This window comes from Halorarum halophilum, from assembly GCF_013401515.1.
GTDB lineage: Archaea > Halobacteriota > Halobacteria > Halobacteriales > Haloferacaceae > Halorarum > Halorarum halophilum.
Genome location: NZ_CP058529.1, coordinates 2,808,215 through 2,833,618, shown reverse-complemented (window position 1 = coordinate 2,833,618; position 25,404 = coordinate 2,808,215). Strand labels below are relative to the sequence as shown.

The window sequence follows — 25,404 nt, the reverse complement described above, 5'->3', positions numbered from 1 at the left end:
CAACATCTGTCAAAAGGGGCGTGCTGACTATAGAGTGTCCATCGGTCATTCCAGTGGATTAGGGGCGACGAATCGTTTCGGGCTATATTTTCGATGTTAGAGGCTGCAATGGGGTTGGGGAATTTCCCAAAGGCATTCAACAGCGCCTGTGTCGATCTCCTCGCGGAGGACGGTATTGGAATTGTGGCGGGACGCGAGCAATCGACGCCCGTTCAGAGGGTGACTAACCTCAGTACCTCACGAAGCGTCCACATCCAACCGTGTCTGAGGTTTGAGTTCTGCGTCGGATCTTAGCGTTGTGATTTGCGGAGGATCAGCGGCTCGATGGCAAGTGTCCGTTTTGCTATGGTGACGATGCGAAGGACGTACGAGACGAACAGCATGAATGGAACGAGCGTCACCGCAAACGCACCGCCCACGACGAGGATGATGTGGTCGAGACCGAGTGTGCTTCCTGGGAACGTCCCCGCATCGACGATTCCGACCATGATACCCGCAACGGCCAATGCCGGGACTGCAGCATAGAGAATCATCTGAGACAAGTCAATGAGTGCCCATTGGAAGTACAGCGTCTTGATGTGTTCGCGCGCCGGACCAAACAGAGACAGCGCTGTTTTGAGGTCGTCAAGCAAGCCGCGTTCTTCCTCATTGAGGCTCTCTTCGTATTCGTTCGCGAGACGTTCAACTTGGAAGATTTTCCAGCTATAATTGAAATTTAGTGCAGCGAATAACACATCGAACGAGCCGAACTGCGCATTCTCAAGTTGGTCACGCACCGTGTCAGCGTTCCCAGTGACGCTTTCAGCGAATTCATCGACCTCTTCTCGGAGGTTCTCGTTATCATTCTTGTCAATAGACTCTCGAAGAGCCGTCGTCCGTTGTGCCGTGATTCCGATGATCTGCCGGAGGAATTCGGATGGATCGGCAGGACTCGGAGATCCGATTAATTCTTCAGTATAATCCCGGAAATCCATTGAACTGGACATACGCTCGCGTTGATCGCCGAGCGGGCCGTTCTCTTGGGAGAGGACGAGCTGACCGATCGTGACGACGAGTGTCGTCCCAGTCACGATGACCGTGATCATCGTCGAGAACATCGTGTCGATCATGTCGCCGGACTCGATTTGCTGTGAAAACGGTGGATCGAGGACAGCGACGGCGAAGACGAATGCGACGAACACGGCACTGGTCAGGACGATGGAGACGAGAATGCGGTTCGCGCGCAGCAGCAACCAGAGTTTAATCCGACTCTCGCCTGAGCGCTCACGCATCGTGTTGGCCGTACTGATGTCGGTCTTGTCAGTCATACTGGCTCACCCGATTGGGCAGGTCACTTGAAAACGAGGTACTTGGTGCCGCCTCCCTCGTAGTCGATCGTCTCCACCCACTGTTTGGAGTATTCCTACAAGAGGTAATTACGAAAACTTGGTGACCGATACGCGCTCTGTATTCAGCAGCGCCTCGACAAACTACCAGAGTTCAGCCAGAAGCGGCGTGCGAGATACAGAGAGTGGATTCAGCGTTCCTTCGGAAGCAAGGATTCGTTCGGGCCAACGGGGTTGGCCACGTAATGCGAAACGGGGATTAACTGCCGAGACCTCATTTTCCAGCACCAGTTCAGGTGATGTGGTCGTCGTTATCGGCGAACGCTCCGCCGTTCGGTCTCTGAACGCTCCGGTGATTCCCGGTCTCCCCGATACCATCCGGCGATCCAAACCCCGGCAGCGAGGAGAACGAGAGCGATACCCAGGACCGATGTGATGGGTTCGGGAAAGAGGAAAAACAGCGTTCCAAGGATTAGCAGTTCGGCGACGCCGATCGCGGCCCAGTATTTTCTCCAGTTGACCATGGGAGGTCTCGGGTCGTGAACCGCATAGCGATTAGGCTTGCAAAAGTCGACGGCATCGATCCGGGGCCGGATTTCAGCGAGACATGCGCCCTGTATCTCGTATGGAGGGGGCCGACCTACGTGGCCACTGTCAGATGCAGCGTACTGACTACAGAGGGCGAGTTCAGCACAACGACTTCATCTGTTTCACGCTGAGCCTGGTGAACCGCCTGCTCGGTGGATCTGCGTATTTCGGAGGGCACACGCTGTGGAACGAGTAGTCGGATCACCCGGAACTACTTTATTGCGCTTGTCGAATGTGACAATATGGTTATCTCGACCGAATCACTTTGGGAGGAGTTCGCTGAAAACATCGTACAGGAGTACCAGAACGCGATCGTGTATGCCGACTTCGACCAGGAAACCGTCCTCCACGAAGGAGAACTTCGTGTGCTCGCAAACGGGTGGGTCGAACTCTCAACTGGTCGCCTCCTTTCCCCGGAGGCAGTACACCATATCGACACGTAGATCCCCAGTACTGACCGATTCGCTAACCCAGAAGCTGGAGGAGACACCGTCCAAGATACGCGCTATGTATTCAGCGTGGCTCGACGAACGTCATCTGTACCTGATAGAAATTCCGCCGATCAGTTCGCGGGTCTACGTAGCGACTGGTTCAGTTGGGTATCTCTGAATCAAATACTGGCGCTATGCTGAATACTTCTCTGTATCTACCACACGGTTCGTATCAGGTTCTGAGGGGCTCAACAGGGTAGAGTTTCCCGTTCGTCCTCGTGGGAGTTCGATCGGGTTCGACTCAGACGACCAGCAACCCGCCGAGCACCGCCAGCGCGCCGAGGCCGACACAGACCGCCCAGAAGGACACCCGCTCGACGACCCGCATCAGCGCGTCGATGGTGAGGAAGCCGACGGCGGCGGCGGCCCCCAGCGCGACGATCGCGGCAGTGGGCGAGAGGTCGCCGAGCCCCGCGTCGAGGTACGCGAGCAGCCCTCCACCCACTGCCGCGGGGATGGAGAGGAGGAACGAGAACCGGAACGCGTCGGGGCCGTCGTGACCCCTGAGCAGGAGCGCCCCTGCGGTCGTTCCCGAGCGAGAGACGCCGGGGAGGATGGCGACCCCCTGGGCGACGCCGACGAGAAGCGCGTCGAGGAGATCCGGGTCCTCGCGGCCGCCGAGCGAGACGGCGCTCGAGCGCCGCTGGAACAGGCCCGTGAGGACGAGCAGGACACCGACGAGGACGACGAACAGCCCCCCGGCCAGCTCCGAGACCACTGTAAGGAGCGTCGAGTAGGCGGCGATGCCGACGACGCCCGAGACGAGCGTCCCGACCGCGAGGAACGTGACGGTCGCCTGGTCGCCCTCGAACGCCGAACCTGGGCGCCAGGCGGGGAGGAGCGCCAGCACCTCGCGCAGTTCCGCGCGGTAGTAGACGGTCGCCGAGAGCGCGGTCCCGAGGTGGAGGAAGAGGGCGAACGCGACGGCGTCGGCGGGCGAACGCCCGAGCAGCGAGAGTGCGAGGGCGACGTTCCCCTCGCTGGAGATGGGGAGCCACTCGAAGACGCCCTGGAGGACGCCGACGACGAGCGCGACGACGAGCGACCGGTCCATACCCGGGGTGGGTGGGGCGACCCCGAAGGACCTTCCGATGCGTGTCGGGGCTGTCGGGGGTCGGGTGCCCGGGGGGGGGATGGCGGTCGGAACGCGGCGTTCGGCGACCCGGCACCAGCTATTATGCGGTATGCGGTCACACACTCGGACATGGAGATCGAGGCCGCGGTCGTCCGGGAGGAGGGCGGGCCGTTCGAACTCGAGACGGTGGAACTGGAGCGACCCCGGGCCGGCGAGGTGCTCGTCGAGATGGTCGGCGCGGGCGTCTGTCACACCGACCTCTCGGTGCGCGACCAGCACCTCCCGACCCCGCTTCCGGCGGTACTGGGCCACGAGGGGTCGGGGGTCGTTTGGGAGGTCGGCCCGGGCGTCACCGACGTCGAACCGGGCGACCACGTCGTCTGCTCGTTCGACTACGACGACAGCTGTCGGAACTGCCGGAGCGGCGACGTCGCCTACTGCGAGGAGTTCTTCTCCCACAACTTCGCGGCGAGCCGGACGACCGACGGCTCCTCGCCCCTCTCGAAGGGTGAGGAACGGCTCGGTGGGCTGTTCTTCGGCCAGTCGTCGTTCGCCACCCACGCCATCGCGACCGAGCGGAACGTCGTCCCCGTGTCGAAGGACGCCCCGCTCGAACTGCTCGGCCCCCTCGGCTGCGGCATCCAGACCGGCGCGGGCGGCGTCATCAACTCGCTTGACCCGCAGCCGGGCGCCTCGATCGCCATCTTCGGCGCGGGCTCGGTCGGCCTGAGCGGCCTGCTCGGCGCGGAGATCAAGGGGTGTAGCGACGTCGTCGTCGTCGACCTGCAGGAGAACCGACTGCAGAAGGCGGAGGAACTCGGCGCGACGAAGACGGTCAACCCCGAGAAGGTCGACGACGTGGTCGCGACGATCCGTGAGCACCTCGGCGGCAGGGCCGACTACTCGCTGGAGACGACCGGCAACCCGAAGGTCCTCCGCCAGTGCGCTGACGTGCTCCGGCAGACCGGGACGTGCGGCGTCATCGGCGCGCCGCCGCTCGGCACCGAGGCGAGCTTCGACGTCAACGACCTCCTGTTCGGCCGGTCGATCCGGGGGATCATCGAGGGCGACTCACACCCCAAGGAGTTCGTCCCCGACCTCGTGCGGCTCCACCAGCAGGGGAAACTCCCGTTCGAGGAGTTCGTCACGTTCTACGACTTCGAGGACATCGAGCAGGCCGTCGCCGACTCGGAGAGCGGGGAGGCCATCAAGCCGATCCTGCGGTTCTGAGCGGGGATGCAGTAGGAGGCCGAGCAGGGGCCCGGTCGGAGAAGTTTATCAACCTGAGTCGGTTACCGGTGGTCGTGGACTCCCCGTTCGACGTTCTGCGGATCGATGCGGATGCGGAGGAGTGGGAGGTCGACCAGGCGTACCGACGCCGGGTGCTGGAGACCCACCCCGACCAGGGCGGCTCCGCGGAGGAGTTCAGGCTCGTCAGGGCGGCCTACGAGGAGATCAGGTCGGGCGGCGGGGATGACTGGGACGGTGACGAGATCGAGCCCGAGGACCCGGAGGGCCACCGGGGGAGCGAGCAGTCCCGGGTCGAGTACCTCAACTACGAGGTGCTCGACGACTTCGGGTGGGACCTCGACGACCCGGACCTCTTCGAGAAGGCCTCGGCCGAGAGCCTCGACCCGGGCGACTACGGCCGGTTCGTCGTCGAGCCCCACGAGTCCCTCCTCCAGGCGGCCGAGAACCGCGGGTTCGCGTGGCCGTACGCCTGCCGGGGCGGGGCGTGCGCCAACTGCGCGGTCGCCGTCACGGAGGGGGAGCTGACGCAGCCGATCGACCACATCCTCCCGTCGGAGATGACCGACCGCGGCATCCGACTGTCCTGCAACGGGATGCCGACCACGGACGAGTTGCAGGTCGTCTACAACGTCAAACACCTCGCGGACCTCGACGACCTCCGGTTGCCGCCCCACCCGTTCGAGCGAGCCCACGCCAACGACTGACCGGTCAGAGCGCCCCGCTCGGATCGTCGGCAGTCCCCGCGCCGAGGGCGACGACGCGCCCGTCGCCGTAGATCACGTACGCCTCGACGGCGCCGTCACCGTCGGCGTCCGCGAGCGTCGGGTGCGTGTAGATCGGCTGCTCGCGGCTGTAGGTGGCGAGCACCTCGCCGGTCGACGGGTCCACGACCGACACCAGGCCGTCGTTGGTCGCGGCGACCAGTTCCGGGTCGCCGTCGCCGTCGAGGTCGCCGAGCAGCGGCGGGGGCATCATCTGGGTCCCCTCGGTCGTGAGCGTCGTCGTCCACTCGAGGTCGCCGGTCCGCGCGTCGAACGCCCGGAGGCCGCTGTCCCTGGCGCCGGCGTACACCTCCGGGTCGCCGTCGCCGTCCCCGTCGCCGAACGCGTGGACGGACGCCAGCGTCCCGAGGTCCCGGCGCCACTGCGTCTCGCCGGTCACCCCGTCGAGGACGCCGACCGTGCCGGCCGTCGTCGCGACGACGAACTCGGGGGCCGGGTCGGCGTCGGCCTGGCCGCTCGTTGTCCAGCCCACGGCCTCGTCCCAGGTGCTCCGGTTCCAGACGGTCGTCCCGTCGCCGTCGACCAGGACCGCCTCGCCTGCGCCGGTCCCGACCGCGAGTTCGAGCGTCCCGTCGCCGGTGAAGTCGCCTGCCTGCGGGGCGCCGTTCGTGATGCCGCCGAGGTCGCGCTCCCAGACGAGGGAGCCGTCGGGCGCGTAGACGAACAGCGTGCCGGAGACGTCGACGACCGCGATCTCCGACCGGCCGTCGCCGGTCAGGTCCGCGATCACCGGTTTGGTGTAGCCGTACTCCGAGAGGGTCACGCGGAACTCGACCGCGCCGGTATGGGCGTCGAACCCGAGCAGTTCCTCGGTCGTCGAGGCGGCGAACACCTCGGTCGTCCCGTCCCGGTCGGGGTCGGCGATCGCCGGGTCGGCGACCGCGTGGAGCGTGCAGTTCGCGGGCGGGACGGCGTGTGACCACCGGGTAGAGCCGTTGGACGCGTGGAGCCCGACGAGGCGGCAGTCGCTGGTTCCGCCGGGGGCGCTGACGGGGGCGTACACCATCCCCTCGCCGTCGATCCGGCCGGCCGCGACGGGGTGGTGGTTCCCCCGGATGTCGGTGCCCGTCTCGCTCACCCACCGCTCGGAGAGGGTGACCCCGCCGTCCTGGAGGAACACCGCGCCGACGCCGGCGAGGAGCACCCCGAGGAGCACTACGAGCACGGCGGCGGTCCGCGGGCGCATACCCGGCCGTTCGTGGGGAGACGCATAAGCCGTCCCACCGCGGGGCGACGTTCGAGAGTCGAACCACCGGGGCTTTTCGCGCGGTACGCGAACGCACCCACGATGCCGAACGACGGGGGGACGGAAACGACGTCGCGGGCGGTCGGAGCGACGCCGCCGGACTCGCGAACGGTCCGGGTTGCGGTCGCCGCTTTCGCTGCGGTACTCGCCGTGGCGACGCTGTCGGACCGGGCGGCCGCCCACGACGTCGGCGCCTCGCGGTTCGACGCGCCGCTCCCGTTCCCGCTGCTCGTCGCCGGCGCGGCGGCCACGATCCTCGCGACGGCCGCGCTGCTCTCGCGGTCGGGGGACGTGCCGACCCACGATTCGACCCGACGGGTGCGACTCCCGGAACGGCCAGTCGAAGCGGCCCGACACCTCGCGCGGGTCGGGTTCGCCCTGGCCGTCGCGCTCGCCGTGCTCGACGGCCTCCTCGGCCCCCGCGTCGCCGCGGAGAACGCCGTCACCGTGTTCGTCTGGCCGGTGTGGGTCAGGGGGCTCGCGCTGCTGGCCGTCGTCGTCGGCTCCGTCTGGCCGACGCTCTCCCCGTGGCGGGCCGCCTACGAGGGCCTCTGCCGGCTCGAGGGCGACGCCGTCGCCGTGCTCGGCGGGTACCCCGACCGACTCGCCCACTGGCCGGCGACGGCGGGGTTCGTCGCCGGGATCGGCGTCGTGGCCACGCTGACGCTCGTCCCGCGGTCGCCGCGCGGGACGGCGGGCGTCGTCGCGGGCTACGCCGCCGTCATGCTGGTCGGCGGCGTCTGCTTCGGTCGGGAGTGGTTCCGCCGCGCCGACACGCTCGCCGTGCTCTACCGGCTGTTCGGACGGGTGGCCGTCCTCGACCGCGAGGACGAGGGGCGAACGCTCTCGCTCCGCTTCCCGTGGACTGACTGCGTCCGTCCGGTCGCGGACGGGTCGCTCGTCGCGTTCGTCGTCGCCGCGGTGTACACCGTGAGCTTCGACGGCTTCACGAACACGCCGGAGTTCCAGACGCTCCTGTTCGCCGCGCGGCGGACGCTCGGGCTCGGCCCGGTCGCGAGCGTCGTGCTGTACGGGCTCGGACTGCTCGGCTTCCTCGCCGCCTTCGCCGTCGTCGCCGCGCTCGCCGACCGCCTCGGTCGCGGCGGGACGGCCGGAACCGTCCGGGGCGCGTCGCTCGCGTTCGCGCCGACGGTCCTCCCCATCGCGGCCGCCTACGAGGTGGCCCACAACTACCCGTACGTGGTCCGGAACCTCGGCCTGCTCGTCGCGATGGCGGCCCGGGCGGTCGGCGTCCCCCTCATCGCCCTCGACCCGCTCTGGTGGCTCCCGCTGCCGGCGTTCTGGGCCTCGCAGGTCGCCCTCGTCGTCCTCGGACACGCCGTCGCCGTTGTGGCCGCCCACGGGGTCGCAGTCCGGCGGTACGGCGATTCGAGAGCTTCGCGTCGGGGCCACGCGCCGCTGCTGGTGCTGATGGTCGGCTACACCGTGCTCTCGCTGTGGATCGTCTCTCGGCCGGTGGTTTCGTTCGGGTGACTGTGGAGCGCAGGCGGTTGAGGAGGGTGCATTGGCTGGTTTTCCGGCTGACGACCCCTGTCAAGGTCTGAGGAAGCGGACCACTACTGCCAAGCGTCATGAAAGCCACGCCCTCCCCAACCGCAGGACGTGCTCGCCGGATGGCCGCTAGCGATGCGGCCCGGAATGACACCGGGTGGGACTGAAAGGGGCCGCGACATTCACGGGCGCTTGCGCCCGTGAATTCGGGAGAGCTTGCTCTCCCGTAACTCGACGAACGCGGACGAAGCAAGCACCGCAGCCGAGGGAACGAAGTGACCGAGGCGAGGAGCACAGCGAGGCCCCGGAGTCGAGCGCCGCGGGGGCTTTCGCGGTCGTCACCGCGGTTTCCAACCGAACAACCGAACCATCAGACGCCGAAACGAGGTCGAAGACTCAGACCAGTTCGATCTCGTGCCCGTCCTGGTCCTTCGTGAACGCGTACCGGTTGTCGCACGACTCGGGGTCGCGGTAGTCCTCGGACCCGCGCTCGAGCACCGTCTCCCAGTCCTCCTGGAGGTCGTCGACGCGGGCCGCGAGGTGGCCCCACGCGTCGCCCATCTCGTAGGAGCGGCCGTCGTAGTTGTAGGTGAGTTCGACCGCCATCGCCTCGTCGGCGGCGCCCTCGGGCTTCATGAAGTAGTTCGCGAACGAGTCGGCCTCCCACCGGCCGGTGTGCTCGTACTCGAACGTTCGGAGCCAGTAGCCGAGCGCCTCGGTGGCGTCCTCGACGCGGATCATCGTGTGGTCGAGCGACCAGCGGGCGCCCTGGTCGCGCTCGACGATCTCGATCTCGTGGCCGTCGGGGTCCTTCACGAACGCGTAGCTGCCGCCACAGGAGTCCGGGTCGCGGTAGTCGTCGACGCCGGCGTCCATCAGTTCCTCATAGGCGTCGTACACGTCGTCGACGCGGACGGCGATGTGGCCCCACGCGTCGCCCATGTCGTACGTCCGGTCGTCGTGGTTGTACGTCAGTTCGAGCGTCGCGCTGTCCTCGTGCGCGTCCGCCGGGCCGAGGTGGACGTTGGTGAACGTGTCGGCGTCCCACCGGTCCTTCTCCTCGTAGCCGAAGTGACCGGTGTAGAACTCCATCGCCTCGTCCATGTCCTCGACGCGCATCATCACGTGGTCGAGCGTGAATGCCATACGCGAAGGCAAGGTCGCGCGGTCGAAAAGGGTACCGACGTCGCGTCGGGCGGAGCGGCGGGAACCGCCACCTTGCGGCGAGATGAGGACGATCGCCGGGTGGCGAGGTCGGGGCGACCCGTCGGTCGCCGGCGCCGAGTTGCGTGTGGATCGCGTCGGGCGAGGGCTCGGAATGCTCCCGGTGGGACCGGTTGCCACCGATACTCTGTCACGGTTTTCGGTCCCAAACAAGTCCTATCTTCACGGAGCACGTACCTAGGATCGATGACAGCTACTACCCAGCGAACCGACCAGAACGACGGTCGGCGGAAGACCGTCCTGTTCTGCCCCGAGTGCGGCTACGAGAGCCCGATCGCCGAGAACTGGCTCGAGACGACGACCGACGCGGCGCGCGTCCTCGTCTGTCCCGTCTGCGAAACGATCGTCGACAGGCGCGCGCGGGGGCCGCCGCCCGCCCACGCCGAGGCGGACTAACCAGCGCGAGCACCGGACTGCCACGATCGATAGAGAGACGAACGGATCGACGCGGAACGCCGACGGCGGTTCAGTCGTCCGCCGTCGGAACTGACTTCCCGACCCCTTCTCCCTCGTTCATCCCGCCGGCGAGCAGGCGGCCCGCGCCGGGGACCTGCGTGCTCAGGTCGAGCGCGTCGAGGATCTCGTAGGTCGTCGCCGTCGCGGCCGAGAACACCGGCAGGCCGAGTCGGTCCTCGGCGGACTGGATCGCCGCGAGCGACGGCATCTGGACGCACGATGAGAGGACGACCGCGTCGGCGTCGGCCGTGTCGAGCCCCTCGGCGATGTCGACGAGGTTTCGCTGGTCGAGCCGCGCGACCTCGAGGTTGTCCGGGCACTCGAGCGTCTCGTAGTCGACCACGTCGACGCCGCTACTCTCGAAGTAGTCGATCACCGTCCGCGTGAGTTCCTCCACGTACGGTGCGATGAGCGCGACCCGCTCGGCCTCCAGCCGGTCGAGCGCCCGGACGAGCGCCCCGGCGCTGGTCACGACCGGCGCGTCGCCGTCGTTCTCGACGGTCTTCTCGTGGAGCTTCGCCTCGCTGTCCTCGTGGTAGCCGGGGCCCTGCGCCATGATGCCGATGAGGCAGGCGTACGCGATGACGTCACAGCGCGCGTCCGACAGCAGCGTCGCGCAGTCCTCGGACTGGTCGTCCATCCGCTCCAGTTCCTCCTGGGTGACGCTCTGCATGCGCATCCGGCTGGAGTGGAACGTGAACGACTCGCCGTAGAGCTCCGGCCGCCCGTCCAGCATCGCCGGGATCTCCGTCTCCATTGTCACGTTCGAACTCGGGACGATCATGCCGATCCGGAAGTCGTCGGTCATCCTGGGGGCGTGTACGTCCCCGAGCGCATAGAGCGTTCGGACGGGACGGGTCGGCCCGGTTCGATCGGCCCGGACCTCACCGGCGGGTCGCGCGGCCGGCCAGGAGGCCGAACAGCAGCGCGACCGTCGCCGCGGGGTACGCGGCGGCGAGCAGTGCGGCGAGCGGGAGGGCCGCGAGGGCGAGCGTCGTCGAGAGCGCGGGTGCGTGTCGATACGTCCGGTGGTCGGAGGGGGGATAGTCTGCGTACATGAGTGGGGGGCCGTGTTCGTCAGCGGGAGTCGACGTGCTGTGCTTCGAGGCCGGGCGGCTATCGAGCGTCGAGTCGAGCGGCTGGGAAGGCTCCGCCGTCCGGTCGCTTCAGTCGCGATAAGGTGCGGCGGGCCGCCACGTCGGGATGACGACGCGTGCCTGCCGGGGAGCGTACCCCGCCATCGCGGCGGTCACGCGCCCGACGAGAAGCCGGCGAGTCTGGAGTGGGTTTGGCACGTCGTCGTCACCTCGAACTGATGGTGGATCGGTGACACAAAAAAGCCGGGTAGGGATTGGTACCAATGAACAAAGGACGTGGTCGGGGCGATTCGACTACTGCCGACCGCCCACTCGCCACGACCAGTACCGCCAGCCTGCGACGATCCACAGCGCGAGCGTCCCGACCGGGTACGCCGACCGCTCCGGCTGGACCCCGAACTCCAGCGCGACCGCGAGGTTCGAGACCCCCGCCAGCGCGAGGAGGCCCGCCGTGACGCGCGGGTCCTCGGCGTCGACGAGGCCGGTCGCGGCCGACCCCAGCGCGAGCGCCCAGAACAGCGCTGCGAGCGCCCACTGGAGGAGCAACGGCGGCCCGGCGAACAGCGGGTAGTCGGTGAGCACCGAGACGGAGAGTCGCAGTGCGGCGCTCACGCCGGCAGAGGGAACGAGTCCGCCCCCGGCGCTCACCGCGCCCCAGGGGAACCGCAGGAGCACCGTCCCGCCGACGAACGTCTGGACCGACCACGGTATTAGGCCGCAGAGGAGGACCGCGACGAGGACGCGCCGCCGAGTCGCACGCGGGACGGCTCCGACCGTCCGCGCGGGGGCCCGCGTCACTTCCGGGTGATCAGCCGGAGCACGTCCTCGTCCGCGAGTTCGTGGCCGGTGCCGACCTGCTGGTCGTCGTGTTTCGCGCTCGAGCCGGAGACTCGGGCGAACCGGAAGCGCTCCCCGAGCTCGCCGCCGAGCTTCTCGCAGGCGTCGCCGACCGTGTCGCCCTCGCGGAGCACCAGGGGCTCCTCGTAGTCGACGCCGCGGCCGGGCTTGTCCATGTAGATCCGGATGAGCCCGAGCGTCTCCCAGATGCGGTCCTTCAGGCCGTCGAGCCCCCGGCCCTCCTCGGCGGAGATGAACGTCACCTCGTCCGGGTCGAGGTCGTGTGCGCGGAGGTTCTCCTTCACCGTCGGGAGGTAGTCCTCGTCGATGAGGTCGGCCTTATTGACCGCGACCATCGAGGGGAGGTACACGCGGTTGTCCATCACGCCGTCGATGAGTTCGTCGATGGTGAGGTCGTGGGGGATGGTCACCGCGGCGTTGACGAAGCCGTGCTCCCGGAGGACGCTCTTCACGGTCTGCTCGTCCAGCGAGACGGCGTCGCCCATCGTCACCCGGATGCCGTCCTTGTGCGTCTTCCGGACGGAGATGTTCGGCGGCTCCGCGTCGAGGCGGATCTTGTTCAGGTACAGTTCCTCGCGCAGGCGCTCGTACTGGTCGATCTCGAACACCGAGAGGAGGAAGACGACGAGGTCGGCGGTGCGGACGACTGAGAGCACTTCCTTCCCGCCACCGCGGCCGCCCGCGGCACCCTCGATGAGCCCCGGCACGTCGAGGATCTGGATGTTGGCGCCGCGGTACTGGAGCATCCCCGGGTTCACGTCGAGGGTCGTGAACTCGTAGTCGCCCGTCTCGCTGTCGGCGTTCGTGATGGCGTTGATGAGGGTGGACTTGCCGACGGAGGGGAAGCCGACGAGCGCGACCGTCGCGTCGCCGGTCTTCTCGACGGCGTACCCCTGGCCGCCGCCGGAGGAGGACTGGTTCTCCAGTTTCTCCTTCTTCGCCGCGAGTTTCGCCTTCAGGCGGCCGACGTGCTCCTCGGTCGCCTTGTTGTACGGGGTCTCGGCGATCTCCTCGCGGAGGTCCTCGATCTCCTCCTCAAGTCCCATCACCACCGACTCGGCCGTGCGTGCGCCTAAACGCTTTCCTTCGGGGCGGTCGGCCCGCCGAGGAGGGCGTCGAACGCGGAACCGACCGCCGAACGTGTCCGCGGTCCGATACCAGTCCGAGGTTCCCGGTACGCGATGTATCGGCTCGTTCGGCGGCTGAGCCGCCCGTATTTTACTTCGACACGATTATACGTCACGCTCGTAACCTCCAACCACGACGAGATGCCGGATCCATCGCGTCTCCGTGACAGCACGCAGATCGTCCTCCCATGTGACGCGCTCGACCCCGTTCGTGCCGACGTGGAAGCGGAGTTTACGGTCACGGTGTTCCACGAGAGCGACGCGGAGTGCCGCATCATCGGCAGCCCCGTCGAGATCAAGGAGGTCTCGAACTACCTCACTCGCCACGGCGTCACGCTCCCCTGACGCGGGGGACGCCGTCTTCCCGGCCGTCCACGTTCCCGTCGGGCCGACATCGATAGCCTTTGAACCCGCGACCCCCTACGCCGGGTATGGACGAGAACCCCGGGCTGAGCGACCAGTACCGGATGGCCAGCCCGTGGCCGCTGTTCGTCGCGCTCGGACTCCCGATCGCCGAGCTCGGACTGCTGTTCGGCATCATCCCGCTCGCGGTCGGCGGGGTCATCCTCTTCGGCGGCAGCATCGCCGGGATGCTCGGGGAGTCGGGCTACGTGGAGACACCCTGGCGGGCGCTCGGCGTCATCGCGCTGCTCGCGGTCGTTCTCGGCGGCGCCCTCGTGTACGTCGACCCGATGACACCCGCCCCGCTGTCCCTCCGCGGGTACGCCACCGTCGGCGCCGGGCTGTTCATGCTGCTGGCGGGGATCGCCGGCGAACTGTTCGCCCGCGAGGCCGGCGTCCCCGCGTAGGGCGGACTGAATCGACAATGTATTTTGCCGGGCCGTCCAACGTCCGGCCATGACAACCATCTTCGACAGGGACACCCTGCTGGACCTGACGGTCAACGTCATCCCGCTGGGGATCATCCTGTTCTTCGGCGTCGGGTATGTCATCTTCAACCCGTGGCGGGAACTCGGGCTGTTCGGGGACCTCATCATGATCGGTCTGCACGCGGTCCCGTTCATCGGCCTCGCCATCCTGACGTACGTCTCCGGGAAGGCGATCGCCGGCGACGAGAAGCGCTCGGAGGTGTACTTCCAGGGCCAGGCCGCCGTGGAGGACTCGAGGACGAGGGAGGAAATCGAGGCGGACCTCCACGGCGAAGAGGAGGCTGAGCGGACCGACGACGGGGCGCGTGAGGAGGGAGCGGACGTCGAGGGCGGCGACGAGCGCGAGGAGGAGCCGACCCCCGAGATAGCCGCCGGGGACGACGAAACCGGCAACCCCTGACGCGCGGCCGCCGGACCCGACTCGAATCTTTCTTGTGCCTCCGAAACTGACTCGCTCGTATGCAGCTAACCGGCCAACTGTTGTTGACGGTCCTCATGGGCCTGTTCCTCGTGGGCGTGGCCGCCTTCCTCGCCCGGGTCGAGGACTGGCGGTCCTACACCCCGCTGGGGGCCGGCGGGGGCGTCGGTGAGTCCGGCTACGCGCACCGCGAGAAGCCCGCCGGCCTCATCCGATGGCTCACGACCGTCGACCACAAGGACATCGGCCTCCTGTACGGCCTGTACGGCGTCATCGCGTTCGTCGTCGGCGGACTGATGGCGATGCTCATGCGCGCGGAGCTCAGCACGCCCGACATCGCCCTCCTCGGCGCGCCGACGTTCTACAACTCGCTGATGACGAGCCACGGCATCACGATGCTGTTCCTGTTCGGGACGCCCATCATCGCGGCGTTCGCGAACTACCTCATCCCGCTGATCATCGGCGCGGACGACATGGCGTTCCCGCGCATCAACGCCATCGCGTTCTGGCTGCTCCCGCCGGGCGCGCTGCTCATCTGGGCGGGCTTCTTCCCGCTTCCCGAGGTCATCCCGGCCCAGACCGCCTGGACGATGTACACGCCGCTCTCGGCCGGCGTCGGCAACGGGAACCAGGCGAACGTCGGCGTCGACCTGATGCTGCTCGGTCTCCACCTGACCGGCGTCTCGGCGACGATGGGCGCGGTCAACTTCATCGCGACCATCTTCACCGAGCGCGGCGAGCGGGTGACTTGGGCGAACCTCGACATCTTCTCGTGGACCATCCTCACGCAGTCGGGGCTCATCCTGTTCGCGTTCCCGCTGCTCGGGAGCGCGCTCGTCATGCTGCTGCTCGACCGGAACTTCGGGACGACGTTCTTCGCGGTCGGCGGCGGCGACCCCATCCTCTGGCAGCACCTGTTCTGGTTCTTCGGCCACCCGGAGGTGTACATCCTCGTCCTGCCCCCGATGGGTATCGTCAGCTACGTGCTGCCCCGGTTCGCCGGGCGGAAGCTGTTCGGCTTCAAGTTCGTCGTCTACTCGACGCTGGCGATCGGGGTGCTCTCGTTCGGCGTCTGGGCCCACCACATGTTCGCGACGGGCATCGACCCGCGCCTGCGCGCGAGCTTCATGGCCGTCTCGCTCGCAATCGCCATCCCGAGCGCGGTGAAGACGTTCAACTGGATCACGACGATGTGGAACGGGAAGGTCCGGCTCACCGCGCCGATGCTGTTCTGCATCGGCTTCGTCTCCAACTTCATCATCGGCGGCGTCACCGGCGTGTTCCTCGCGTCGGTCCCCGTCGACCTCGTGCTCCACGACACGTACTACGTCGTCGGCCACTTCCACTACATCGTGATGGGCGCCATCGCGTTCGCCGGCTTCGCCGGGATCTACTACTGGTTCCCGCTCGTCACCGGCCGGTGGTACCAGCGCAGCCTCGCGAAGGCGCACTTCTGGCTGTTCATGATCGGCACCAACATCACGTTCTTCGCGATGGTGCTGCTCGGCTACGGCGGCATGCCGCGCCGGTACGCGACGTACCTGCCCCAGTTCGCCACGCTCCACCAGCTCGCCACGGTGGGCGCGGCGCTGCTGTTCGTCGGCGGGCTCATCTGGGCGTACAACCTGGTCGTCTCCTGGCTCGAGGGGGCGCGCGTCCAGAGCGGCGACCCGTGGAGGCTCGAGGAGCAGAACCTCAACACCGCCGAGTGGGACTGGTTCGACCGCAAGCGCCGGACGGCGATCGTCGACGGCGGCCGCGAGGAGGAGCCTGACGACCTCCGCACCGACGGCGGCGGCGACGAGAACTGACGGCCGCGACCGATTCGACTCACGGTTTTTCGTCCTTCCCGACCCCGAGCATCGCCGATGGGGAGGGAGGGTTCGGACTACACCAGTACCAGAACGAGACCGGTGGCGAACATCATGAACGCGATCCCCCCGAGGATGACGCCGAGGAGGTCCTTGTCGCTCATACTCGAAAACGGATCGCAGGGGGGAAAGACCCGTCGTTCTCGGTCGTCGGCCGGAGAACGGAGACCTTAGGGACCCGATAATAACACGGGGATGGACTAACGATCGTCCGAATGCAGACGAGCAGACAGGTGCTGTCGGTGGTGATGGCCGTCGCGCTCGTCGCGTCGGCTGGGGTAGTCGTGGGCGCACGACAGGCCGCCGCCGAACCGACGGAGATCGATTCGTGTACAGTCATCGACGAGTCCGGTGAGTACGTCCTGACGCGGGACGTCGCCCGCAACGGGACGGCAGGGGACGCGCCGATGCCGTGCATCGAGATCCGCGCGAGCGACGTCACCCTGGACGGCGACGGGTACGCCGTTCGGACGGACGGGGACACCTCCGACGCGGAGCGAACCGGCATCAGCGTCGGGGCGAACTCGACGCTCCATAACGTCAGCCTCCGCGACGTGACGGTCGGCGGCGAGGGCGGGGACAACGTCCGCTACGAGGGCGTGGTCGGGGGACAGCTCGTGAACGTGACGAGTTCCGAATCGGGAGGGACGACCAGCGGCGTCGTCGTGGCCGATTCGCGAGCGGTCCGGATTCGAAACAGCACGTTCTCCACTGACAGTTCGTTCGGGAACGGGATCGTTCTCAGCCGGTCCGAGGGAGTTTCCGTCGTGAACAACACGTTCACGGACGTGTCCACCGAGGGCGGAATCAGCCTGGATCGGACGAATGAATCCACGATACGCGGAAACGAGTTCGACGGAGGGCCCGCAGTGAAGGTCGAGAGCGGGTCGGACAACCTCGTGGCGGGGAACAGTGTCGACGCTCGGTCGTCGTTCGAAGGCGTCATCCAGGTCGGTGGGCACGACAACGTCGTCCGCGACAACTCGATCGACGCGCTCGAGGACGGCATACAGGTCCGGGGGGACAACAATACGATCGAGGGGAACCACGTCGAGGCCTATCCCATCGCAGTCGAACTCAGCGGGACCAATCACACCGTCACGAACAACGACCTCTGGGCCGGCGACGTGTCCTCCTACGAGGGCGGCGCCGTCTTCGTCGAGGGGGGCGGCCACGAGATCGCCCACAACCGGCTCGGATTCGGGCACGGCGTCTCGATCAGCGACCCGACCGCCACCATCTCGATCCACCACAACTACATCGATGCCTTCTACGATGTCAAGGTGGTCGAACACGACGAACAGCGCCTCTGCGGCCCGGACTCGAAGGGGGCAGACGCCGTCGAACTCCACTACAACACGTTCGAACCATGGGACCGACTCGGTGCCGCCAACGGCGTCTGGAACGACGGCGCGAACGGCACCCTCGACGCGACGCATAACTACTGGGGCACGGCCAACGGCCCGGCAGACCTCACCGGCGCGAACGTGTCCGATCCGGTCACCGGAGAACCCGCTGACGGGAGCGGAAGCAGCGTCTCCGAGGGCGTCCGCTTCGACCCGTGGCTCGACCGGCCGGCCAACGGGACCCGATCGTCCGAATCGAGCGACTGAGTCAGGCGAACAGGAATCGGGAGGGGTTCAGCCGTCGATGCTGGTGTCGCGGTAGGACTCCCCGTCCTCGTCGCCGAGCATGACGCCGGCGTCGGGGTGCTGATCGGCGTCCTCGACGAGTTCCCCGCGGTCGTGGAGGTCCTGGAGCACCGCCCTCGCCTCCTGCCGCTCGATCCGGCCGACGACGGAGACGACGTCGAGTAGCTGGTCCTGGGGGATGCCGGGGCCGGCCCCGCCGCGGCCCACGTCCTCTTTGAACTCCGGAGCCTCATCCTGGAGGAACACGACGTACGTCCGGACGTCGGTCTTCCCGCCGAGGCGGTCGTGCCACGTCGCGGGGTACGAACTGATCCGGTCGTCGCCGACGCGGTACAGGCGGTCGTCGTCCACCCAGGTGTCGCTGTCGGTGAGCCGCGAGTCGAGCTCCTCGTGGAACGTCTCCATGTCGAACTGCTGGTCTGGATCGGCCTCGAGCGCGTCCGCGTAGGCCTCGAGCGTCTCCCGCGAGACGCCGGGTCGGTCGTCGAGGTGGTTCCGCTCGATGATGGAGACGACGTCCTCGATGAGCAGGGAGCGCCCGCCGTGCTGGAGCTCCTCCAGGACGTCCTCGTCGAGTTCGACCATGTCCCCGGGTTGGGTCGGGAGCCCAATAAGGAGCAGGCCGGCGGACGAGCGGTCGCAGGCCGTCCCGACGACCAGCGGGCGACACCATCGGGACGCCCCACAACGCACTACCGAACACAAGTCCTATTCGCGGACCGTCCCAAATCCGGCCATGACCGAACCGCGCGACGGAGCCGGCACGCGGGCCGCAACGCAGGGGGCGCGACTCGTGCTGGTGCTGTACGTCCTGCTCGTCGGCGTTGGGGGCGCCGGGGGCGCGCTCGTCGCCGTGTTCGTCGACGATCTCTCCTCGCCGGCGCTGTTCGGGCTGTTCCCGATGCCGGTCTCCGTGCCCGGATTCGCCGCCTACGGCGCGATCACGGTCGCCGTCGTCCTCGGCGTCCCGCTGCTGCTCGTCGTCTACGTCTCCCGGCGAATCGAGGACCCCCACGCGACGGAGCGGCGCTGAGCGGGTCGGACGGCGGTCGATCGCTGGACGGCCCGGAACGGTCGCCGTCGAAAGGACTAATCCCCGTCCGTGAGAGTGTTCACCCATGTACCACGTCGTACTCGCGGTCGACGAGAACGAGGAGCGCGCGGAGTCGGCCGCCCGGGAGGTCGCGAACCTCCCCGGCGACCCCGACGAGAAGCGGGTGACGCTCGTCCACGTGTTCCAGGACAACCCCAGCGGCGCCTCGGCGACGCAGGTGGCGTCCGTGCGGGCGGCAGAAGACGTGCTCGATGCGGCGGGACTCGACGTGGAGATCAGCGAGGCGAGCGGCGATCCCGCGGACGTCATCCTCGACGTCGCGGCGGAGGCGGGGGCGGACCTCCTCGTCGTCGGCGGGCGCAAGCGCTCCCCGGCCGGCAAGGCGCTGTTCGGCAGCGTCACCCAGTCGGTCATCCTCAACGCCGACCGGCCGGTCATGGTTGCCGGCGTGGTCAGGCAAGCCTAGGCGGAACGGCGTCCGTCCGGATGGGGAGTCCTGCGAGGAACGTGCCGGCATCGTCCGCCTTCCCGCTCGGATAGCCGGGACGGGGCAGGCTTATACGCCCTCCCCGAGGTGAGCAGACGAATGGATCGACTCCGGAACGTCCTGGGACCGGCCGAGGAGCGCATCCCGCGCTACGTTCTGGCACTGGGAGCCCTCCTCACGCTCCTGCTCGTGGGGGAGTTCCTCTCGCTCCTCGTCCGCGGGACGGACGAAGTCTACCAGCCGGAGTTCCTGATCGGGGTGGTCAGCGCCGTCCCGTTCATCGTCGGAATCACGTACGGCGGATACTGGCTGCGACGCTCGACGCTCTCCCCGGACCGCTACCCGCGCATCGGGAGGTGGTGTGCCGGCGGCCTGGTCGTCTTCCTCCTCATCAACCTCGCGCTGATCGCCGTTATGGGCGGCGGTTCGCTGCCACTGGTTGTCGGATGGATCCGCTGGGCCGTGAGCCTCGGCGCCGGCGTCGGCCTGCTCGTCGGCATCGTGGAGGCCCGCGCCATCCAGGAGGCGCTCGCCGCCGAACGCGCCGCTCTCCGGGCGGAGAACCTCGAGAGCCAGCGCGACCTGCTCGACTACCTCAACAGCATCCTCCGTCACGAAGTGTTGAACTCCGCGGCCATCATCGGCGGGTACGCGTCGCTGCTCCAGGAGGAACACGACGAAGACGAGCAGGAGTGGCGGTACGCGCGGACCATCGACCGCCAGGCGGCGGACATGACGAAGGTCATCCGGGACGTCCGCGTGCTCCTCTCGACCACCAGCGGCGGTGAGAACCTCGAACGGATGGACCTCGCTCGGGTCCTGCGGGACGAGGTGCGAAAGCTCCACGACAGGTACCGGGTCGTCGAGGTCGAGACCTCGATCCCCGACGACGCGGCCGTCGCGGCCGACGACCTGCTCCCCCGCGTGTTCGCCAACGTCCTCTCGAACGCGGTCGAGCACAACGACGCGACGACCCCGCGGGTGACCGTGACCGTCGAACCCGGTCCCGAAACGGTCGTCGTCGAGATCGCGGACAACGGCCCGGGAATCCCCGAAGAGGACGTCGACACCCTGTTCGACCGAACCGAAGCCACGGGAGGGACCCATGGGATGGGGCTGTACCTCGTCGGGAGGATCCTCGACCGGTACGACGGATCGATCGAACTCGCGTCGACGGGGGCGGACGGGAGCACGTTCGTGATCGAACTCCCTCGCGCGTCCGAGGAGTCCGACGGTCACCACCCTGCCGAAGGGACAGCACCGTCGCTCCCGAACGAGCGGAGTGAGAGAGGGTGAGTGAACGAAACCCCGGGCCCCGTTGAAACCATCAACTGAAGATAGGTTTCAGCAGCCTCGCTGAATACAGGGCGCGTATCGGGCACGAGGGCGAGCTGATGTGCTGGGTGAATGTGTCGCTGAGTACAGGGGTTTCTAGATATCGGTGCATGGGAGAAACTCCGTATTTCCACAATCGCACCTGCCGTCTACCCCAATCGGGCGAAGTCCTCCATGTTCGGTCCTCTGAACCGGGTATATCTCCCCGCAGTCCACGCACCTCCCAACCCCATCGGGGTCCCCACCCGACGTTGGCTCAATCGCTTCGGCTGCGTCCGGCTTTTCGCGTTTCGGTGATTCGAACCCCCGTGCCATGGTCTCATCCGAAACCAATGCGTCGGTTCAGGTTCAGCCTTGGTTTTGGCTATACAACTGGTTTTTATACTGGCAGACTCGGCTCAAGCTTCCAGCGCGGAGAGGGTACTTCCAAGGATTCGATTGGTGCCACGCCTGAGTCGGGAGGCGATCGCCTGCTGTGAGATGCCGAGTTCGTCGCCGAGGTCTTCCATCGTCACCTCCCGTGGTGAATCGAAATACCCTCGCTCGTAGGCCAGGACCAACGCTTCCTGTTGTGCATCGGTGAGTGCCGCTTCGGTCGCGGTTTCGACCGGCGTCAGGGCGTGTAGCGCCGAGAGCGTGATCGGAATGTCCAGCTCGATGCAGCGGCTCTGGAACGCGGCGATGTCGCTTCGGTCGTCACCGCGTATGTCGAACGTCCACTGGTCGTCCGTCCCGACGGCTTCGATCAACGGAACTCGTGTCTCACCCAGCGTACTCAGAACTCCTTCGTATTCCGTGACCCACTCGGCACGCATGAGATACTCATCTTCGACGGAATCGATCTGGTGAATGTTCTGTACGCCCGGATGGTCACTGAACGCTGCGACGATGTCGTCCGAGTGACTTCCACGAACCCAGAAGTACGGAATCACAACGTCGGTGCCCGGAACGATTCGCTCCAATTTGACCATGGCTCCCGGTAGTTGGTTGAATATGGTTCCGAGAGGAAATTCGTCGGAAGGAACGGTAAACGTCGCCTCTGTTGCCATCGCTGGCCGCCACGTCTTCCAGTGGGAAAGGGGTATTCATGGGACCTGGCGTGGCCGGAGTGGAGGAAGCAGGTGATGTGCCGCATCTGCTTGTCTCGACGTGCCACTGCATCGTTTGCAGGACCTCCGTAGCGGCTGCACGTTCAACGAACCGAAGCAGATCGGCTTCCGGAAGGTCATCCATCACCCGAAATTCGTCAGTGAAACCAGTTGCTCTCCGAGGATTTCAATGAGGCCAAACCCCGAAAATCGAACCCGGACTCAGTCCGCGCCGTCGGCGCCCTCGACGAGGTCGGCGAAGCCCGCGACCCGCAGGCGACCCGTCGCGCGGTCGGCGAGTTCGCCGTCACGGAACACCAGCGTCGTCGGCGCCGAGGTCACGTCGTACGCGGCCCGGAACGCCTCGACAGCGTCGCCGTCGACGCCGGCGGTCCCGTAGTCCGCCGGCACGGTCGAGAGGAGCGCCTCGAGGTCGCCCTTCATCCGCTCGCAGGGGAGGCAGTCCCGCTTCCAGATGAACACCACGGCGTCCGGGTGCTCGGCGAGGAACGACTCGTAGCTCCCGTCGTCGAGCTCCGTCTGGGAGTCGGGGACCGGTGACGGCGGCGCCACCTCGACGACCATGGCGGCCATCGTCGCCAGTTCGACGGGAGCGGGGGGGTCATCGAGGAACGATCGGAGCGCGAGGTAGGCGGCGATCTCCGCGCGGGTCACGCCGAGCTCCTCGATGCGGGCGGCCGCCTCGGACTCGTCGATGCCGAACAGCTCCGTGACCGTCCCGCGGAACTCGTCGTCGCCGATCTCGAGGTAGGTGTCCCTGTACACCGCGTGGGTCGACTCGAACGCCTCGGTCGCGACGAGTTCGCCCTCCGCCGTCTCGTCGACGGCGCCCTCCTCGACGAGTCGATCGAGCAGCGACTCGGGGTCGACGTCCGCTGTCGGGTCCGCGCTCATACGCCGAGGTACTGCTCCCGGGTCTCCTCGTCGGCGCGGAGCTCCTCGGCGCCGCCCGCGAAGACGACCTCGCCCTGGTCGAGCACGTACGCCCGGTCCGCGATGTTCATCGCGGCGACGGCGTTCTGTTCGACCAGCAGGATGGTCTTGCCGGAGTCGGCGATGCGCTGGATCGCGCTCTCGACGGACCTGATGATCTGCGGGGCGAGCCCCTCGTAGGGCTCGTCCAGCATCAGCAGGTCAGTATGCTGTTTCAGCGCGCGGGCGATGGCGAGCATCTGCTGTTCGCCGCCCGAGAGCGTGCCGGCCCGCTGGTCGGCCCGCTCCTCGAGTCGGGGGAACTCCTCGTACACCTCCTCGGTGGTCATCCCCCCCTCGCCCATCGTGACGCTCCGCCTGACGCTGTTCGACCAGTTGCGTGCCACGTCCGCGAGGTGGAGGTTCTCCTCGACGGAGAGGTTCGGGAAGATGCGCCGCTCCTCGGGCACCAGGCCGATGCCCATCGAGGAGATGTCCTCGGTGGGCGCGGCCGTGATGTCGTCGTCGCGGAAGCGGATCCGGCCGTCGCGGACGTCCGGCGGGCGGGCGCCCGCGATGCAGCGGAGCGTCGTCGTCTTCCCGGCGCCGTTGCGCCCGAGCAGCGTGCACACCTCGCCCTCCTTCACGTGCATGGAGAGGTCGCGCAGGATGTGGCTCTGGCCGTAGTAGGCGTCGACGTCCTCCAGACTGAGGAGGGCGTCGCCGTTGGTCGCCGCCTCGGTGGCGGCCGCGCTCTCGACGTCCGCGTCGTTCGACTCGGGGGAGCTCACAGCTCCACCCCCCCGAGGTACGCCTCCTGGACGGCGGCGTTGTTCTGGACCTGCGAGGGCGTGCCGTCGGCGATGATCTCGCCCCGATTCAACACGAGGATGCGGTCGGAGATGCTGAAGATGACTTCCATGTCGTGTTCGACGAGGATGAACGTGAGTCCGAGTTCCTCCTTGACCCTCTCGATGAGTTCGACAGTGTCGCTCGTCTCGTCGGGCGACATCCCGGCGGTCGGCTCGTCCATCAGGAGGAGGTCGGGTTCGCTCGCCAGCGCGATGCCGATCTCGAGGCGGCGCTTGTCGCCGTACGGGAGGTCCTCCGCGGTCACGTCACGCTGACCGTGGAGACCCACCGCCTCGAGCGTCTCGCGCGTCCGGTCCTGGACCGCCGGGTAGCGGTCCCGGTGGCGCAGGAAGTTGAACCGGAACGCGCCGTGCTCGGCCGCGAGCGCGGCGATCTCCGCGTTCTCCCGGACGCTGAGCTCCGGGAAGATGGAGGCGGTCTGGAACGACTTGCTGATGCCGCGCTGGACCACCTCGTGGGGCTTCTTCCCGAGGATCGACTCGCCCTTGAACCGGATGTCGCCGCGCGTCGGCTCGAGCCGACGGGTGATGAGGTTGATGAGCGTCGACTTCCCGGCCCCGTTCGGGCCGATGATGGAGACGCGTTCGCCCTGCTCGACGTCGAAGTTCACGTCGTCCGTGGCCACGAGGCCGCCGAACTCCTTGACGAGGCCGTCGAGTTCGAGGAGCGCCATCAGCGATCACCCCCCATGCGGTCGCCGATCAGGTCGCGGACGTCCGAGACGATCCCCCAGATACCCCGGGGGAACAGCCAGATGACGCCGACGAAGATGATCCCGAGGATGAGGTGCCACAGCGTCCCGATGGTCCCGAAGCCACTGACCACGTTCGCGACGTAGAGGTACAGCCCCGCCCCGAGGATCGGCCCGAACAGCGAGCCGGCACCGCCCAGCACGGTGATGATGACGATCTCGCCGCTCTCGGTCCAGTACAGCGACTGGAGCGGCACGTAGTTGCCGTGGATGGTGAACAGGCTGCCGGCGACCCCGGCGAACGCGCCGGAGATGATGAACGCCATCAGCTTGTAGCGCCAGACGTTCAGCCCGACGAACTCCGCGCGCTGCTCGTTCTCGCGGATGGCGTTGAGGACGATGCCGTACGGCGAGTTGAGGATCCGGTAGGCGCCCATCACGGCCAGCACGAAGAACGCCGCGATGAACACGTACAGCATCTCGCCGAGCAGTATCGAGGCCGGCCAGAACACGTGCGCGCCGAGGTCGATGGCGCCGAACAGCGGTTCGACGTTCACGCTCGTGAACCCGTTCTCCCCGTTCGTGAACGAGGACAGCGGCGCGGCCGCCATGTAGTACAGCATCTGGGCGAACGCGAGCGTCAGGATGGAGAAGTAGATGCCACCCCGCCTCAGCGAGAGGAATCCGAGCACCCACGCGAACAGGACCGCGAACACCGTGCCCGCCAGCACGACGAGCAGCGGGAGCCCCGAGACCTCGGCGCTGAAGATGCCGGCCACGTAGGCGCCACCGCCCCAGAAGGCCGCGTGTCCGAACGACAGCAGGCCGGTGTACCCCAGCAGGAGGTCGAAGCCGATGGCGAAGATCCCCCAGATGAGGATGAGCGACGCCAGGCCGCGGTACCCCTGCAGGAAGTCCCCGAGGAACGGTGCGTCGGCGAACAGCCACGGGAAGATCGCGACCGCCACGATGGTGATGACGGCGACCGTGAGCTCGTTGTCCTTGATCGCCAGCCAGCGCTCGTACAGTCCCTCGTCGCCGAACCCCTGCTCCGTGGACGTTCCGACTTCGTCGGCCATT

The 25,404-nt window shown here is 67.2% G+C and carries 29 protein-coding genes; 14 read left to right on the top strand and 15 right to left on the bottom strand.

The genetic code is table 11. The features are described from left to right. Positions 1–290: 290 nt before the first annotated feature. Both HUG10_RS14305 and HUG10_RS14300 read right to left on the bottom strand, forming a co-directional pair. A complete protein-coding gene (locus HUG10_RS14305; protein WP_179170218.1) occupies positions 291–1,307 on the bottom strand; it encodes a hypothetical protein in 1,017 nt (338 codons plus the stop codon). A 329-nt stretch (positions 1,308–1,636) separates the two neighbouring features. Beyond that, positions 1,637–1,849 carry a hypothetical protein gene (locus HUG10_RS14300; RefSeq protein WP_179170217.1) on the bottom strand — a complete coding sequence of 71 codons (213 nt, stop codon included), beginning with the start codon at positions 1,847–1,849 and terminating at the stop codon, positions 1,637–1,639. A gap of 15 nt (positions 1,850–1,864) precedes the next feature. On the opposite strand from HUG10_RS14300, the gene HUG10_RS14295 reads away from it, so the two are divergent. Next, entirely contained in the window at positions 1,865–2,044 is a 180-nt protein-coding gene (locus HUG10_RS14295; RefSeq protein ID WP_179170216.1) for a hypothetical protein, read from the top strand. Between the two features lie 111 nt (positions 2,045–2,155). After that, positions 2,156–2,356 (top strand): hypothetical protein, encoded by a 201-nt coding sequence (locus HUG10_RS14290; protein WP_179170215.1) that lies wholly within the window; start codon positions 2,156–2,158, stop codon positions 2,354–2,356. A gap of 289 nt (positions 2,357–2,645) precedes the next feature. On the opposite strand, the gene HUG10_RS14285 is transcribed toward HUG10_RS14290, so the two are convergent. Further along, complete coding sequence (locus HUG10_RS14285) at positions 2,646–3,458, bottom strand: undecaprenyl-diphosphate phosphatase (protein WP_179170214.1); 813 nt, start codon at positions 3,456–3,458, stop codon at positions 2,646–2,648. Between the two features lie 150 nt (positions 3,459–3,608). On the opposite strand from HUG10_RS14285, the gene HUG10_RS14280 reads away from it, so the two are divergent. Next, on the top strand, positions 3,609–4,709 hold the full coding sequence (locus HUG10_RS14280; RefSeq protein WP_179170213.1) for an NAD(P)-dependent alcohol dehydrogenase: 1,101 nt from the start codon (positions 3,609–3,611) through the stop codon (positions 4,707–4,709). A 74-nt stretch (positions 4,710–4,783) separates the two neighbouring features. Further along, complete coding sequence (fer, locus tag HUG10_RS14275; RefSeq protein ID WP_179170212.1) at positions 4,784–5,434, top strand: ferredoxin Fer; 651 nt, start codon at positions 4,784–4,786, stop codon at positions 5,432–5,434. Positions 5,435–5,438: 4 nt separating this feature from the next. Here the strand turns inward: fer and HUG10_RS14270 are convergent, their stop codons facing one another. Continuing rightward, positions 5,439–6,698 carry an FG-GAP-like repeat-containing protein gene (locus HUG10_RS14270; protein ID WP_179170211.1) on the bottom strand — a complete coding sequence of 420 codons (1,260 nt, stop codon included), beginning with the start codon at positions 6,696–6,698 and terminating at the stop codon, positions 5,439–5,441. Between the two features lie 102 nt (positions 6,699–6,800). Here HUG10_RS14270 and HUG10_RS14265 point away from each other — a divergent pair, with 102 nt between their 5' ends. Then, on the top strand, positions 6,801–8,252 hold the full coding sequence (locus HUG10_RS14265) for a hypothetical protein (protein WP_246310150.1): 1,452 nt from the start codon (positions 6,801–6,803) through the stop codon (positions 8,250–8,252). Between the two features lie 414 nt (positions 8,253–8,666). Here the strand turns inward: HUG10_RS14265 and HUG10_RS14260 are convergent, their stop codons facing one another. Continuing rightward, a complete protein-coding gene (locus HUG10_RS14260) occupies positions 8,667–9,416 on the bottom strand; it encodes a VOC family protein (protein ID WP_179170210.1) in 750 nt (249 codons plus the stop codon). A gap of 264 nt (positions 9,417–9,680) precedes the next feature. On the opposite strand from HUG10_RS14260, the gene HUG10_RS14255 reads away from it, so the two are divergent. After that, positions 9,681–9,890 carry a hypothetical protein gene (locus tag HUG10_RS14255; RefSeq protein ID WP_179170209.1) on the top strand — a complete coding sequence of 70 codons (210 nt, stop codon included), beginning with the start codon at positions 9,681–9,683 and terminating at the stop codon, positions 9,888–9,890. Between the two features lie 70 nt (positions 9,891–9,960). On the opposite strand, the gene HUG10_RS14250 is transcribed toward HUG10_RS14255, so the two are convergent. The 4 genes from HUG10_RS14250 to HUG10_RS14235 form a co-directional block, all read right to left on the bottom strand. Next, positions 9,961–10,758 (bottom strand): maleate cis-trans isomerase family protein, encoded by a 798-nt coding sequence (locus tag HUG10_RS14250; protein WP_246310149.1) that lies wholly within the window; start codon positions 10,756–10,758, stop codon positions 9,961–9,963. A 76-nt stretch (positions 10,759–10,834) separates the two neighbouring features. Further along, a complete protein-coding gene (locus HUG10_RS14245; RefSeq protein WP_179170208.1) occupies positions 10,835–11,008 on the bottom strand; it encodes a hypothetical protein in 174 nt (57 codons plus the stop codon). 333 nt (positions 11,009–11,341) lie between these two features. Next, positions 11,342–11,845, bottom strand: coding sequence for a TIGR04206 family protein (locus HUG10_RS14240; protein ID WP_179170207.1), 504 nt, complete (start codon positions 11,843–11,845; stop codon positions 11,342–11,344). Further along, positions 11,842–12,951, bottom strand: coding sequence for an OBG GTPase family GTP-binding protein (locus tag HUG10_RS14235; RefSeq protein ID WP_179170206.1), 1,110 nt, complete (start codon positions 12,949–12,951; stop codon positions 11,842–11,844). Before HUG10_RS14235 ends, HUG10_RS14240 begins: the two co-directional genes overlap by 4 nt. A 222-nt stretch (positions 12,952–13,173) precedes the next feature. On the opposite strand from HUG10_RS14235, the gene HUG10_RS14230 reads away from it, so the two are divergent. The 5 genes from HUG10_RS14230 (at position 13,174) to HUG10_RS14210 (ending at position 17,824) form a co-directional block, all read left to right on the top strand. Continuing rightward, complete coding sequence (locus tag HUG10_RS14230) at positions 13,174–13,377, top strand: VNG_1110C family protein (RefSeq protein WP_179170205.1); 204 nt, start codon at positions 13,174–13,176, stop codon at positions 13,375–13,377. Between the two features lie 86 nt (positions 13,378–13,463). Further along, positions 13,464–13,841 (top strand): DUF7541 family protein, encoded by a 378-nt coding sequence (locus HUG10_RS14225; protein ID WP_179170204.1) that lies wholly within the window; start codon positions 13,464–13,466, stop codon positions 13,839–13,841. Between the two features lie 49 nt (positions 13,842–13,890). Beyond that, positions 13,891–14,322 (top strand): DUF6684 family protein, encoded by a 432-nt coding sequence (locus tag HUG10_RS14220; protein ID WP_179170203.1) that lies wholly within the window; start codon positions 13,891–13,893, stop codon positions 14,320–14,322. A 95-nt stretch (positions 14,323–14,417) separates the two neighbouring features. After that, a complete protein-coding gene (locus HUG10_RS14215; protein ID WP_179171092.1) occupies positions 14,418–16,151 on the top strand; it encodes a cbb3-type cytochrome c oxidase subunit I in 1,734 nt (577 codons plus the stop codon). A gap of 275 nt (positions 16,152–16,426) precedes the next feature. Beyond that, complete coding sequence (locus HUG10_RS14210; RefSeq protein ID WP_179170202.1) at positions 16,427–17,824, top strand: right-handed parallel beta-helix repeat-containing protein; 1,398 nt, start codon at positions 16,427–16,429, stop codon at positions 17,822–17,824. A gap of 27 nt (positions 17,825–17,851) precedes the next feature. Here the strand turns inward: HUG10_RS14210 and HUG10_RS14205 are convergent, their stop codons facing one another. Then, positions 17,852–18,448, bottom strand: coding sequence for a hypothetical protein (locus HUG10_RS14205; protein WP_179170201.1), 597 nt, complete (start codon positions 18,446–18,448; stop codon positions 17,852–17,854). A 151-nt stretch (positions 18,449–18,599) separates the two neighbouring features. Between HUG10_RS14205 and HUG10_RS14200 the strand changes: the two genes are divergently transcribed. The 3 genes from HUG10_RS14200 (at position 18,600) to HUG10_RS14190 (ending at position 20,700) form a co-directional block, all read left to right on the top strand. Then, positions 18,600–18,896: a DUF7520 family protein gene (locus HUG10_RS14200; RefSeq protein WP_179170200.1), complete on the top strand. Its 297-nt coding sequence runs from the start codon at positions 18,600–18,602 to the stop codon at positions 18,894–18,896. A gap of 85 nt (positions 18,897–18,981) precedes the next feature. Further along, positions 18,982–19,383 (top strand): universal stress protein, encoded by a 402-nt coding sequence (locus tag HUG10_RS14195; RefSeq protein WP_179170199.1) that lies wholly within the window; start codon positions 18,982–18,984, stop codon positions 19,381–19,383. A gap of 120 nt (positions 19,384–19,503) precedes the next feature. Continuing rightward, positions 19,504–20,700, top strand: coding sequence for a sensor histidine kinase (locus HUG10_RS14190; protein ID WP_179170198.1), 1,197 nt, complete (start codon positions 19,504–19,506; stop codon positions 20,698–20,700). A 437-nt stretch (positions 20,701–21,137) separates the two neighbouring features. Here HUG10_RS14190 and HUG10_RS14185 read toward each other — a convergent pair whose 3' ends face one another. The 5 genes from HUG10_RS14185 to HUG10_RS14165 all read right to left on the bottom strand — a co-directional run bounded on the left by HUG10_RS14185 (position 21,138) and on the right by HUG10_RS14165 (position 25,403). Beyond that, complete coding sequence (locus HUG10_RS14185) at positions 21,138–21,788, bottom strand: helix-turn-helix domain-containing protein (protein ID WP_179170197.1); 651 nt, start codon at positions 21,786–21,788, stop codon at positions 21,138–21,140. Between the two features lie 261 nt (positions 21,789–22,049). Next, on the bottom strand, positions 22,050–22,742 hold the full coding sequence (locus tag HUG10_RS14180) for a thioredoxin family protein (protein WP_179170196.1): 693 nt from the start codon (positions 22,740–22,742) through the stop codon (positions 22,050–22,052). Further along, the gene (locus HUG10_RS14175; protein WP_246310261.1) at positions 22,739–23,467 is read right to left on the bottom strand and encodes an ABC transporter ATP-binding protein; all 729 of its coding nucleotides are present in this window, start codon (positions 23,465–23,467) and stop codon (positions 22,739–22,741) included. Before HUG10_RS14175 ends, HUG10_RS14180 begins: the two co-directional genes overlap by 4 nt. Positions 23,468–23,547: 80 nt before the next feature. After that, on the bottom strand, positions 23,548–24,306 hold the full coding sequence (locus tag HUG10_RS14170) for an ABC transporter ATP-binding protein (protein ID WP_179170195.1): 759 nt from the start codon (positions 24,304–24,306) through the stop codon (positions 23,548–23,550). After that, complete coding sequence (locus HUG10_RS14165; protein WP_179170194.1) at positions 24,306–25,403, bottom strand: branched-chain amino acid ABC transporter permease; 1,098 nt, start codon at positions 25,401–25,403, stop codon at positions 24,306–24,308. Before HUG10_RS14165 ends, HUG10_RS14170 begins: the two co-directional genes overlap by 1 nt. Position 25,404 lies beyond the last annotated feature (1 nt).